Genomic DNA, 13117 nt, shown 5'->3' on the forward strand with positions numbered 1-13117 from the left:
GTCTAGGCCAGCCGGATAAGCCGGCCCTCGAGGCCCAAAGTGCTCAGGTGGGCGTGCACGGGGGTGTAAAGCTCCGCGTCGACAATGACTGACATGTCCGGATTTTCGTTGAGGATCCGGGCGATGACCTCGGGCGCCCGCGCATAGTCCTTGGTGATCTCGTAGACCAACCAGCCGAGGTTGGTTGTTGTCGAGGAGGACTTCGCACGCATCCCCCACTGCCAGCGGGCGGCCAGGACCGGGTCCATGGTTCCGGGGGCGGGAACGTAGAGAGTGGACTCAGGTTGTTGCTGGGTGGCGCTCCTCAACAGCCGGGGAACGTAGCCCGGGACAGAAGCCAGCAGGGCCTTCTGGACGGTCATTTCGCCGACAGGCCGGACGGTGGCAGGCAGGCCGGCCTTGTCCAGGTCCGGCAGGGAAAAACCAAAAGCCTGGGTCGCCGCAACGGCCACGATGCTCAGCCCGGCAGCCAAGCCGATGTTCCGGCGGCGGGCAGGGCCCACCGCGGGCGGCGGAATGAGGGCTGCGGCGGCGGCAACGGCGAGGGGCCACGCCAGGAGCAGAACGGCGATGAGGTACTTGTAGAAGTAGTAGGTAAGGGAAGCGTGCTGCATGCTTTGGGTGACAGCGAGGTAGACGCCGACGGCCACGGGGACCAAGAGGCCGAGGGAGGCCTTGGCCACGTCCAGCCGCTCGGCGCGCAGGAACCGGGACCCGGTGCGGGCACTGGCGCTGAGGTTCGCAAACCCCAGGACCACCACGAGGGTGAGTACCAGTAACGCCTGGCCCAGGTCGGGCACGACGATCCCGCCGAGTGCTTCCAGAATCCCCTGGCTGCTGCGAATCAGTGGAATCAGCTGGACGAGGGGGAGTGCGATACCAATCAGCGTGACGATGCCGCAGCCGGCCGCGAGAAGCCACCAGGACAGCCCGTAAGCGCCGGGATTGCGCGCGACGCCCCACAATTTCGTGATGATAATGACCATGACCAGCGACACGAGCAGAAGCCAGTTGTTGCAGATGCCAACCAGTCCCGCACCCACGACGGCGACGGCGATGACCGGCAGCCTCCGTTGGACGGTCAGTAGTGCCAGGACCGTGGCTGTGGCCATGCCGCAGGCCATGTAGAAGTTGCCGAAGCCGCCGTAGACCGGGATCGCCCCGGGTCCATAGATCCAGGCCGCGGCGGCAACAGCGATCCCGGGGGCCGCGATGGCGGCCCGGCGCCTGACCGCAGGCAGGGCGCACAGACCCGCCACCACCAGGAGGACCGTCAGGGAGCAGACTGCGGCCTGCAAGACGATATAGGAGATCACTTCACTGTCCACTCCCGCCTCCCCCGGACGGTAGAGATTCGACAAAGTGGCGATCAGTGCATGGAAACCCTGCGGATACTCCGCGAAGCCCCACAGCTCCCCGACTGCGCCCGGCGGAATTGTTGGGATCACTTCACCGTGGCTGCGAATCATGTGGTAAATGCTGAAGTGGGACTGGTAGTCCCAGCGGGAGGTCATGATGGCGAGGGCCTCGAGCGGCGACCGAACGGACAGCATCACGCCCAGCGACGAGGCGGAGAGAATCCCGGCCAGGAACGGGAGGGAGTCAATGGCTCGGACGCGGGGAAGCAGGCGGAGGGCCCGCCGGCGGGGGGATTTGCCGGCGGCGATCCACCCTGCGGTAAGGCCGGCGACGGCGGCGAGCAGCAAGGTCCCGTGGTCGACGCCGAGGAACCGCTCCGGTACCCACCACGTCAGCGGCACCGCCCCGAGGGTGATGAGTCCGTTGTAGAGGAGCCGCTGGGACAGGTTTCTGGCCGACGGGACCGTAAGAACGAGGAGGACCGCGAGTGCCAGGGCGGGTAGTCCCTGCAGCAGCCCGTGGGTGCGCAGCACGACGAGCACCGACGCCACCACCGCAAGCGCCACCAGCCCGCGGATGTGGCGGTTCACAGTCGGCCCGGGTACCTTCGCCGGTGCTCGCAAGGATGCCCGGGTGGCCGGCGGGCGCGGAGCCGTGGATGTTGTGCTCACTGAATGTTCCCCCAAATAGTTTTCTACGATGACACTTCCCGCGAGTGCCGGCGGGCTGCGCATGCCAAACGCCCGCGGGCCCGCCCCGCGGGCCTGGTGCTGCCCTTGCAGATTGGAACGCTTAGGAGTGCGGGCGCCTGCCAGACACTCCCCGCAGCCCGTCCGCTACGCCAGCGGCCGCGTTCTTCAGACGCGTGAGCCGGCCGGGTGCCAGCAAGGACACAATGGCCAGGTGGCGGTAGTCGGAGAGTAGACCCTTCAACGCCCACAGCGGGTACTTTCGACCATACTGCCTCGCCACGAGGACGCGGTTCCGAAAGATGTAATAGTACCGCCAGGCCGCCGCCGTCCGAACCTGCAGCGGACGGCCGCCGATGGCCACCGTTCTACCCAGAACGCGGGCGGCCGTCTGGGTTCCGAGTGCGTGGTCCAGGGAGGCGCCGGCCGCGAGCACCGTACTCAGGCCGTGGCTGCGGCATCGCAGGAAGTATTCGCTGTCAACGCCGTCAATGAAGAGGCTGTCTTTGAACAGACCAATTTGTTCGATCACGGGAACAGGGACGAGCAGCCCGGACTGAATCGGCTCGCCGCCGAGTTGGACACCATGCAGCACTGGCCCGCGACGGACCGGCAGTCCGCGAATCGAACCAGGCGCAACCATGCCGACCCGGACTCCGGAGACCCGGGCGGCCGCCGCCGCGTCCACCAGAGCCTGGACATACCCATCCTGCAGCAGCGAATCCTGGTCCATGGTGAGGATGAAATCCGGCTTGGGAGTCGCTGCCAGCGCTTCGCAGATACCGGCATTGAGCGCGGCCGCGATGCCGGAATTCTCATTCAGCCGCACAGCGGTGCAGCCCATGGCCTCAAGTTCCGCCAGAATCCGTGTCGGGGCCTGGGTACTGCCGTCGTCGACGACAACAACCCTGTCCACCTGGGCAAGCAGGGTTGCGGCGTTGTCCAGAACCCCCTCGGTGGGGTTGAACAGCGAGACGACGGCGGTGGTCGCAGGCACGAGAATTCCGTTCAGTGAAGAGGCTGGGCGTCAGGCAGGCTGGACGCCGGGCTGGGTGTCGATCCAGGTAGCGAGGCGTTCGATTCCCTGCGCGAGATTGTAGCGCGGTTCCCAGCCGAGAACCTCCTTCGCGGCGGCAACGTCAGCCCAGGCGTGGCGCACATCGCCCTGGCGGTACTGGCCGGTGACGTGGGGCTCCGGGGCCCCGTAGTGCGCTGCGATCAGCTGCGCTGCGGTGCCGATCGTCTGGAACTCGCCGGACCCGATATCCATCGGTTCGCCCTGAACGGTGGGGGAGACGGCACCGGCCACGATCGCCGAGGCGACATCGTCGATGAGGATGAAATCACGCCGGACCTCACCGTCTTCGTACAGGGGAATCGACTTCCCGCCCATGGCCATCCGGCAGAAGAGGCTCATGATGCCGGTGTAGGGGTTGATCAGCGACTGCCCGGGGCCGTAAACGTTCTGGAGCCGGAGAATGACAGTCTCGACACCGTACGACTTGGACCAGGCCTGGAGAATGTTTTCCTGGGCCAGTTTCGTAGCCCCGTACACGCTGACGGGGGCCGGGAAGGTTTCGGAGGCCTTCATGGCGACCGGGGTGGCGCCGGGAAAGTCCCACTGGCCCTGGTCCAATGTCGCGCTCGTTCGCTGGCCCGGGTAGAAAGTCTTGCCGGCGGCGTCTTTCCACGCGCCTTCGCCATAAACAGCACGGCTCGATGAAAGGACGATGCGGCGCGGGAGCTTCTTGTGCCTGTTCAGGCCGTCAAGCATCTGCGAGGTACCCACCACGTTGACGTGGGTGTGCCGGGTGGATTCCTCGAGGGACTGGCCGGTGCCGGTTTCCGCGGCCAGGTGGATGATGACATCGGGGGTCACGTCCCGGAGCACCAGGTCCCAGGTGCCGCTCTCAGCGACGTCGGCGACAACCAGTTCAGCCCGCTGGTCAAGCTCGGCCGGCCGCTCCCCGGACTCGTGGATCTGCGGGTGGAGATTATCCACGACGACGACGCGGTCGAAGGCCTCCGCCAGTGCGGGGGAGATGGCGCAGCCGATGAATCCGGCTCCGCCGGTCACGAGAACGGTGCCGCCGGGGCGTGCGGACGTTGCGGGAGAAGTCACTGGAGACCTTTCGTTGCGGGCAGGTTATTTGCCGAAAGCATGTCGGGCGAGGGCCCGCATGGCTGAAGAATTTCGGGTGGCCACGGCTTTGGGGAGGAGCCAGACAGCGTGGGCGCGGGAGGTGGTCCGGAGCCGTGCCGAGCGTGCCGCCCGATACCAGCCGAGTTCTTCGGCCTGGGCGGCGGCGACCTCGAAGTACTCACGCTCGCCCGCGAACCGGGATCCGTCCACCAGCTTCGTTGAAGACGCACTGTTGGAGTGCCTGCGGTAACGGAAGCACAGCGTCGGTTCGATCAGGAGTTGATCACCCTGGAAAATCATGTCCATGACCAAGGCGAGATCCTGAATGATGGGGAACCCCTCGCGGAACTCAACTTCCCGGATCTTTTCGGTCCGGAACGCCAGCGACGGCCAATACAGCCAGTCGCCGTGCATCAGGTTCCTGGCGATTGCTTCGCCGGAGACAAGTTTGCAGCCCTTGGCCCGTGGTTTGACGAGTTTCTGCTTGACGGTGTCGGCCAGGGTGGTGACGACCCGGCTGTCCTCATCGATGACTTCGACTCCGGGCTGGATGACGGCGGCGATGGGGAAGCGCTTGTGGGCCTTCAGGATGACGTCGACGTAGTTGGGAAGGAGGACGTCGTCGCAGCCCAGAATGACCATGACTTCTTCAGTTGCGAGGCCAACGCACGTCCGGTAATTCTCCGTGATTCCCTCGTTCTGTTCCTTGCGGACGTACTTGACCCGGGGATCGTCAATGGTTGCCATGTAGTCCCTGATTTCCAGGGTGGGGTAGGCATCATCGACAACGGTGAGCAGCCAGTCCGGATTTTCCTGGGCCAGAACGCTTTCCACGGTCTCGATCATGTACGCGGGCTCGCCCCAGTAGGGGATGAAGATATCCAGTGGCATTTAGGAATCGGCGCTTTCGATCGACGGTTCACCGGTCAAAACCGGCGAAATGCTGGCCTGGCCATGCACGCCGTTTGCCCGGGCCGCGGCGTGGGGTGTCTGTGTTGCGGACAGGGACTCAACCTGGGCACGGAGAATTGCGACTTCCTCCGCCAGTGTGCGGGTTTCATCCTCCACCACGGAGATTTCCCAGGACAGGTGGAGGCACACGCCCAGCAGCATGAGGATGCTCATGGTGAAGAGGAGGTTGGAGGGAAGCTGCACTCCAACAAATTCCGCGACGATGTTCAGGAGCCTCGGGAAGGCGGCCAGCACGAGGGTGGCGACACCTACCACAAGCCACAGGACGGCGTACTTCTCCCGGAGTTTCTTGCGCCGAAGCATCTCGACGACCAGTGCGACGATGGCGAGTGCCAAGAGGAAGGCGGCTACGTTGCCCAAAGCTATTTTCCTTTCACAGCGTGCGTCGGCACGGTTACGTGGGAGCGCTTACGTGTCAATGCGAAGAGCAGGGCAAAAATAGACCGGCCGAGGTAGACCGCAGCTTTGGTGGGGTTATGGCTGGGCTTACCCCCTTGGCGGGCACGCATTTCGACAGGGACCTGTGTGACGCGGCACCCGGAACGGACGGCGACGACCAGGGAGTCGATCGTGTCGCCCAAATATTCGGCCGGATAGTGATCGAGGTATTGACTGATTGCGCGTTCGTTGCCGGCGCGGAACCCGCTGGTGACGTCCGTCAGCCGGGTCTTGGCGAGGGCGGAGATGACGCGCGCCAGAAAGACCATAGCCCACTTGCGGGGACCGCTGACCGTGTAATTTCCCCGGTCCGCGAAACGGGCCCCGATCGAAATGTCGGCGTGCTCCAAACCAGCCAGCACTTCTTCGATGTTCCTGGGATCATGCTGCCCATCCGAATCAACCTGGATGACCTGCTGATAACCAAAGCGCCGCGCGTATTTGAATCCTGCCCGCATGGCACCACCCACACCCAGGTTGAAGGGGAGATGGAGAACAGCCGCGCCAGCAGCTGCGGCCTCTTCTGCGGTGTTGTCCGTGGAACCGTCGTTGACGACGACGACGTCGTAGCGATCGCTGGTGGCCAAGACCTCTCGAACGGTTTGGCCGATGGCCTCGGCTTCATTCCAAGCGGGCATGATGACCAGAACGCGTGGGGGGACAGTGGGTTGCATGGTCTCCAAACTATATCAATGTCGGGCGAACTCTTTAGTCGGGATGTGCCTGCGGCGGGGCGGACGGCGCCGGGCGATTCAGCGGATCCGGCGTTCTAAATCCGCCGGAATGCGGCCGGAAACGCCTCTCGCGCCGTCGAGGAATCCGTGGCCCGCGGCTCGCAGGAGTGTGATTCGGCCCGGGCTGAAGGCGAACCTGAGCAGGTGCGCTTTGAGCTCTTCAAGGAGCCTGCGGGCCACCCACCGTGGCGCCTTGAGAGCGTAGCGCCGCGTGAGGATCGTGCCGTTGCGGCAGATGTAGTACACCCGGCTGGGAGAGTGATAGTTGTAAGAGAGCGCCACGCCACCGACGCGCACCGGGCGTCCCAGCAGGGTGCCTTCGCGGCGTTGGCCAAGATCGTGTTCAATGTCACAGCCGCGTCCAACGATCACGGCCAGTTTCGCGGAACGGGCACGGATGGTGAACTCGGAATCCACGCCGTCGATGAAGAGGCCCTCGTCAAAGGGGCCGATCCGGGCCAGCGTCGTGGCCGGGACCATAAAGCCTGACTGCATGGGGTCGAAGGCGTGCAGGAAGCCGTCCTGGCTGGCAATGGTGGGGACGGGGTGGCCGCTGTACGAGGCGGCACAGACGAACGCGACATCAAGTCCGGCCGCCAGGGCGTCGGCGTAGGTGCGATGGGCCAGTTCCACGTAATGCTCGTTGACCAGAGAGTCCTGGTCGAGTGTGAGGAAGAAGTCCGGAGACCACTTCTCCGTGGCCGTCCGGATGCCTGCGTTCAGGGCTGCGGCGATCCCCTGGTTGGTCCCCTGGTGGACCACGGTGGCCCCCGCCTCGGCGAGCCGGGCGAACACCGGCGCGGAGTCCGCCGGTGAGCCGTCGTCCACGACGACAATATTGCCGAGCTGGTGGCCGAGCTGCCGCACGGCCTCAACCAGCGCGTCCGGGGGTGAGTACGCGGCGATCACTGCCGCCGTGCGGCCGGGCTGGTTATTTAGCGACATGCTCCGATGCCCTTTCTTCACGTAGGAGTTTGAGGCCTGGAATCAATAGGGCCACGAACAGAACGGCTTCACTCAGGGCCATGCCGAGGGCGATTCCGGGTGCGTTTCCCGTGGCGCCCGCCCAGACCATGGATGCGACACCAACAAGTGCGGAGACCAGTGTCCAGCGCAGGACTTGGGACTGTCGCCCCGCCGGAATCAGCAGGTTGCGGATGAACGGTGTACTCGCGCTGAGGAACACGAAGGCGAGTCCGTAGTAGGCGCACAGCTCGGTACTGGCCTGCATCTTGCCGGCGAAGAGCAGGCTGCTGGCCAGCGGTCCGGCCACGGTCAGGACCAGCGCACCCCCAACACCGAGCCCGGCGTGTGCCCAGATGGCCGTGAGGTGCCGGCGGACAGGATTGGCGGCGTCCCTCTCGATGGTCCAGCTCTGGAAGGCATTGCCCAGGGCCACCACGGTGAAGAGCCCAAACCGATAGAGCGTATCCGCGGTCGCAAGGCTGCCCGAGGCCTGCGGCGCCGTGGTGGCGGTGGCGATCGGCGCCGGGGTGGACGCGTAGGCGTTTCCTGCCAGGCTGATGCCCGCGGTTTTGGCCTGCCCTTTGAGTCCGCGCAGGGATTCGCGTACGTCCACCGGCAGCCACTGGCCGCCGGGGGAGTAGCGCCGGTGGAAGTCGATCAGGGCCAGAACAGTCGCAACGGCGAGGAGCGCGGTGTAGTGCCAGAGCTGGTGGCCCAGCAAAAGCACGGGAGCCGCCGCCGCGGTCGCAAGGAAACGCGGCACGGTGTCGTAAACGGCCAGTAGCCGGGGCTGCCCTACGCCAATGCAGAACCAGGCCGGCGAAAGCCCGGTCAGCCCCACGGCCCAGGTCATTGCGATTGCCTCGGCCCTGAAGCCCGGAACGGCGACCAGGGCCGCGACCAGCCCCGAAAGCGGCAGGACGGCGACCATCAGCAGCAGTCGCGTGCGGACACTGCGCAGATAGATGGCGCCGCGTTCGTGGGAATCGGCGGCGCGGGCAATCGCGACCGGGCCGTCAACATTCCAGCCCCAAAGCAGAACGGTGGCAGCGAAAGTCCCGATGGCCTGTCCGGAGATGACGCTCGAAATTCCCTCGGCGCCGACGATACTGGCGATGACCGGAAGCAGGAGCAGGGGCGTAATCAGGGACAGCAGGGGGAGGACCGCGAACCCGGTAAGGCGCAGCAGTACGGTCTTCATGCGAGGCGGGTCCTTGTCGGTCTGGAAGTCAGGGTCAATCCTACGCGAACGGCATGCACGAACCGGCAGCGGCGGTGCCGGGTCGCTTAGGATGAAGGGACGCCGTGGCCGCTGTTGCCCGTCGCCGTCAAGCCGTTCCCGAGCAAAGCGAGTCCATGAGTTCTGTCCAGCCCGTCGGTCCTGCCACGACCCGTGCCAGCGTGTGCATGGCCAGCTACAACGGCTCCGCGTACATCGGCGAGCAGCTTGCTTCCATCCTGGCCCAGCTCGGGCCGGCGGACGAGTTGGTCATTGTCGACGACGCGTCGACGGACGGAACAGTCGACGCTGTGCGGGGCATCAGCGACGACCGGATCCGCCTTTACGAGGCACCGTCCAACCAGGGATACGTGAAATCGTTCGAGCAGGCTGTCCGGGCCAGCCGGGGTTCCATAATCTTCCTGTCCGACCAGGACGATGTATGGATCGAGGGCCGGCTGGAGCGGATGATTCAGGCACTGGAAGACCACGCGGTGGTCGCCAGCAATTTCGACGTGCTCGGCGGAGGCCCGCGGCCCTCGATTCCGCGGCTGCGAAGCGGTGACTCCAACAGGCGGGCATCCAATCTGGCCGGCATCCTGGTCGGCTACCGGGCCTACTACGGTTGCGGTATGGCGTTCCGCAGGGAAGTGCTGGACCTCTTTGTGCCGGTGCCGCCGTACCTTCGCGAGTCCCATGACCTGTGGCTGGCGATTTGTGGCAACATCCTCGGCTCGATTGCCCACCTGGATGAGTCGACGCTGCTGCGACGGATCCACGGTGAGAATGCGACGCCGTCGGGCTGGCGGTCCCTTCGGGTGATCCTGTCCGCCCGGGTCGTTCTGCTGAGGCTCCTTGGGGAAGCCTGGCGGCGCAAGGCGGCGCAGCGGCGCCTCCGGACCGCGCGCACCCCCTGATCGCCGGATATTTTCGGTTGCCGGTAAGCTGGCTGAATGCAAAAACTCCTTGTCACCGGCGGTGCCGGCTTCATTGGTTCGAATTTTGTCCACTACGTACTTGAGAACACCGGGGACCACGTCACGGTCTTGGACAAGCTCACCTACGCCGGCAACAGGGAATCCCTGAAGGGCCTCCCCGAGGAGCGTTTCGAGTTCGTCCAGGGCGACATTTGCGATGCCGCCCTGGTGGAGCGGCTGGTCGCCGACTGCGACGTCGTCGTGCACTATGCCGCTGAGTCGCACAATGACAACTCGCTGCACGATCCGCGCCCGTTCCTGGACACGAACATCATTGGGACCTACACCCTGATCGAGGCCGCACGGAAGCACAACAAGCGCTTCCACCACATCTCCACGGACGAGGTCTACGGCGACCTCGAGCTCGACGATCCGGAGCGGTTCACCGAGAGCACCCCGTACAACCCCTCCAGCCCGTATTCCTCCACCAAGGCGGGCTCGGACCTGTTGGTGCGCGCCTGGGTGCGGTCCTTCGGCCTGCAGGCCACTATCAGCAACTGCTCCAACAATTACGGCCCGTACCAGCACGTGGAAAAGTTCATCCCGCGCCAGATCACCAACGTCATCGATGGCATCCGCCCCAAGCTGTACGGCAAGGGCGAGAACGTCCGTGACTGGATCCACGCCAACGACCACTCCTCCGCCGTCCTGGCCATCATCGCCAAGGGAAGGGTCGGGGAGACCTACCTGATCGGCGCCGACGGCGAGAAGAACAACAAGGACGTCGTCGAGCTGATCCTCAAGCACATGGGCCAGGCGCCGGACGCCTACGACCACGTGGTGGACCGCCCGGGCCACGACCTCCGCTACGCCATCGACTCGTCCAAACTGCGCGACGAACTCGGCTGGGAGCCGAAGTTCTCCAACTTCGAGGCCGGCATCGAAGACACCATTGCCTGGTACCGGAACAACGAGGACTGGTGGCGTCCGCAGAAGGCCGCCACCGAAGCCAAGTACAAGGAACAGGGCCAGTAGACCATGTCGATCGAGTTCTCGAAGAAGCTCACCGCACACGAAACCCCGATTCCCGGCGTCGTCGTCTACGACCTTCCGGTCCACGGCGACAACCGCGGCTGGTTCAAGGAGAACTGGCAGCGCGAAAAAATGGTGGCTCTCGGCCTGCCGGACTTCCGGCCGGTGCAGAACAACATCTCGTTCAACGAGACGGCCGGCACCACCCGAGGCATCCATGCCGAGCCGTGGGACAAATTCATCTCCATTGCGACGGGCAGGATTTTCGGCGCGTGGGTCGACCTGCGGGAAGGCCCCACCTTCGGCGCAGTGTTCACCGCCGAATTGGACCCCAGCCAGGCCATCTTCATTCCGCGCGGGGTGGGTAACGCCTTCCAGACGCTGGAGGACAACACCGCCTACACCTACCTCGTCAATGACCACTGGTCCGCCGATGCGCAGGGCCAGTACACATTCCTGAACCTCGCCGATGAAACCGCCGCGATCGCCTGGCCCATTCCCCTGGACCAGGCGGAGCTCTCCGACAAGGACAAAGCCCACCCGCGACTGGCGGATGTTGCACCTATGCCGGCCAAAAAGACGCTCGTTGTGGGCGCCGACGGCCAGCTCGGAAAGGCGCTTCGCAAACTCTACGACGGCGACGCTTCCGTCGAGTTCGCCGGGCGGGCCGAGTTTGACCTGGGCAGTGCGGACTCGTTCGCGGCCCGGCACTGGAAGAACTACTCAACCATCATCAACGCGGCCGCATACACCGCCGTCGACGACGCTGAAACGCCGGAGGGCAGGGCTGCCGCCTGGGCCATCAACGTCGCCGCCGTCGCGCGGCTGGCCCGGACCGCCGTCGAACACGATCTGCTGCTTGTCCATGTTTCCTCGGACTACGTTTTTGACGGCAGCCGGGACGTCCACGTTGAGGATGAGCCGTTGTCCCCGCTGGGGGTCTACGGGCAGTCCAAGGCGGCGGGCGACGCCGTGGTCAGCGTCGTCCCGCGTCACTACATCGTGCGCACCAGCTGGGTGATCGGCGAGGGCAATAACTTCGTGCGAACCATGGCCTCCCTCGCAGGGCGGGGAATCGAGCCCTCGGTCGTGAACGACCAGGTCGGCCGCCTGAGCTTCACCGAGGACATCGCTGCCGGAATCCGGCACCTGATCGAGACGGGCGCCCCGTTCGGAACCTATAACCTCAGCAACGAGGGTGCCCCGCAGTCCTGGGCAGACATCGCCGCTGACGTCTACGAACTGACGGGCGCTTCCCGCGGCGCTGTCAGCGGAGTCAGCACCGAAGACTACTTCCGTGGCAAATCGGTCTCGCCGCGGCCCGCGAACAGCGTTCTGGACCTGGCCAAGATTGAGGCCACGGGCTTCGTCCCGGCCACCGCCGGGGAACGCCTGCAGGACTACCTGGCGAGGCGCTAGCCGTCCGTGCCGGAAGCGGCCGGGACCAGCCCTGATGCAACGGGCCGGACCCGGCCGCTTTCGTGTCGGAATTGGGCGGGAAGTAGCTGTGCCGTAAAGTTTCCTTCGGACCGGCGGCCCACTGTGGCTGCGTTATTCGAACCAGCCGCAGGTAGTCATGTCATTTAGATCCGCTTTTGACCCCAGATCCAATTCACTGAACGCGGTCAGGCTTGTCCTGGCCCTTTCGGTTGTCGTGTCCCATTCCTGGGCCCTGGCCGGTGCCGGCCCGGAGCCGGAGCTGGGGGAAGCCAACCTCGGCGTGTGGGCGGTGTTCGGGTTCTTCGGAATCTCTGGTTACTTGATCAGCCGAAGCAGGCTCTCCCGCCATTCCGTGCGGCAGTTCTACCGCGCGCGCTTCCTTCGCCTGTTTCCAGGATTCGTCGTCTGTCTGCTCGCAGTGGCATTTGTCTTCGCGCCGCTGTCATTGTTGTGGGCGCCGGCGGCCAGTTTCTCCATCCTTGACCAAATTGGCTACGTCCTGAGGAACCTGCTGCTCTACCCGCCGGTCCTGGGCCAGTACGACATCGGATCCACGCTCTCGGCGGTGCCCTTCGTCGATGTGTGGAACGGGCCGCTGTGGACACTCTTCTGGGAAGCAAGCTGCTATGTGCTGGTCGGTGTCGCAGCCAGTCTTATGCCGCGCCGCCTGCTCGGGCCGTTCATGATTGCCACCCTGATCGCTGCGTCCGCGGCCACCCTGGTTGCCGAGCACAGCCCTGCGGTTCCCCTCCTGATCACCAGGACGCTGCCGATGCTGGCTGCCTTTGCCGGCGGCGCCGTGCTGTTCCTCTACGACGAGAAGTTCATCCGCAGGTGGGCGGTCCCTGCCGCCGTGACGCTGATCCTGGTCTCCGTGGCAACTGGCACCGCCACCGTCCTCGCGCCCCTGCCGTTTACGTATCTCCTGTTTGTCCTGAGCGCGATCATCCCGCTGAGGCAGGTCGGCTCCCGCTTCGACATCTCGTACGGTGTCTACATTTATGGCTGGCCCGTGCAGCAGATGGTGGCTCTGATTGCCGGGGACAGCCTTCCCGTATGGCTGTTTATTGCCATAAGTGTGGCCGGAACCCTGCCGCTTGCGTACCTGAGCTGCCGCTACGTCGAGCAGCCCGCGCTGGCTTTCAAGACCCCCCGGGTCCCGGCCGCTGTCGGGGCAGACGCCAGCTAAACCCCGCCCCCGCCTGGTG

Annotated in this window: 12 protein-coding genes; 4 read left to right on the top strand and 8 right to left on the bottom strand. The window is 65.0% G+C overall.

Annotation, left to right across the window (positions count from 1 at the left end):
• Window positions 1-2: 2 nt before the first annotated feature.
• The 8 genes from ABLI39_RS03810 to ABLI39_RS03845 form a co-directional block, all read right to left on the bottom strand.
• Window positions 3-1949, bottom strand: a complete 1947-nt coding sequence (locus ABLI39_RS03810; RefSeq protein WP_349412089.1) for a hypothetical protein — start codon at window positions 1947-1949, stop codon at window positions 3-5.
• Between the two features lie 202 nt (window positions 1950-2151).
• A complete protein-coding gene (locus ABLI39_RS03815; RefSeq protein WP_349412090.1) occupies window positions 2152-3045 on the bottom strand; it encodes a glycosyltransferase in 894 nt (297 codons plus the stop codon).
• Between the two features lie 30 nt (window positions 3046-3075).
• Window positions 3076-4170 carry an NAD-dependent epimerase/dehydratase family protein gene (locus tag ABLI39_RS03820; protein WP_349412091.1) on the bottom strand — a complete coding sequence of 365 codons (1095 nt, stop codon included), beginning with the start codon at window positions 4168-4170 and terminating at the stop codon, window positions 3076-3078.
• A 24-nt stretch (window positions 4171-4194) separates the two neighbouring features.
• Window positions 4195-5082: a glycosyltransferase family 2 protein gene (locus ABLI39_RS03825; protein ID WP_349412092.1), complete on the bottom strand. Its 888-nt coding sequence runs from the start codon at window positions 5080-5082 to the stop codon at window positions 4195-4197.
• On the bottom strand, window positions 5083-5523 hold the full coding sequence (locus ABLI39_RS03830) for a DUF2304 domain-containing protein (protein WP_349412093.1): 441 nt from the start codon (window positions 5521-5523) through the stop codon (window positions 5083-5085).
• Window positions 5524-5525: 2 nt separating this feature from the next.
• On the bottom strand, window positions 5526-6275 hold the full coding sequence (locus ABLI39_RS03835) for a glycosyltransferase family 2 protein (protein WP_349412095.1): 750 nt from the start codon (window positions 6273-6275) through the stop codon (window positions 5526-5528).
• Window positions 6276-6353: 78 nt separating this feature from the next.
• Complete coding sequence (locus ABLI39_RS03840; RefSeq protein WP_349412096.1) at window positions 6354-7280, bottom strand: glycosyltransferase; 927 nt, start codon at window positions 7278-7280, stop codon at window positions 6354-6356.
• Window positions 7267-8502 (bottom strand): polysaccharide biosynthesis protein, encoded by a 1236-nt coding sequence (locus ABLI39_RS03845; protein ID WP_349412097.1) that lies wholly within the window; start codon window positions 8500-8502, stop codon window positions 7267-7269. Before ABLI39_RS03845 ends, ABLI39_RS03840 begins: the two co-directional genes overlap by 14 nt.
• A gap of 155 nt (window positions 8503-8657) precedes the next feature.
• Here ABLI39_RS03845 and ABLI39_RS03850 point away from each other — a divergent pair, with 155 nt between their 5' ends.
• From ABLI39_RS03850 to ABLI39_RS03865, 4 genes are all read left to right on the top strand, one after another.
• Entirely contained in the window at window positions 8658-9437 is a 780-nt protein-coding gene (locus tag ABLI39_RS03850; protein ID WP_349412098.1) for a glycosyltransferase family 2 protein, read from the top strand.
• A 36-nt stretch (window positions 9438-9473) separates the two neighbouring features.
• Window positions 9474-10472, top strand: coding sequence for a dTDP-glucose 4,6-dehydratase (gene rfbB, locus ABLI39_RS03855; protein WP_349412099.1), 999 nt, complete (start codon window positions 9474-9476; stop codon window positions 10470-10472).
• Between the two features lie 3 nt (window positions 10473-10475).
• Window positions 10476-11888, top strand: a complete 1413-nt coding sequence (locus ABLI39_RS03860) for a sugar nucleotide-binding protein (protein ID WP_349412101.1) — start codon at window positions 10476-10478, stop codon at window positions 11886-11888.
• Between the two features lie 157 nt (window positions 11889-12045).
• A complete protein-coding gene (locus ABLI39_RS03865; RefSeq protein WP_349412102.1) occupies window positions 12046-13098 on the top strand; it encodes an acyltransferase family protein in 1053 nt (350 codons plus the stop codon).
• Window positions 13099-13117: the final 19 nt, after the last annotated feature.

The sequence above is a fragment of the Pseudarthrobacter sp. B907 genome, assembly GCF_040137805.1.
Taxonomy (GTDB): Bacteria; Actinomycetota; Actinomycetes; order Actinomycetales; family Micrococcaceae; genus Arthrobacter.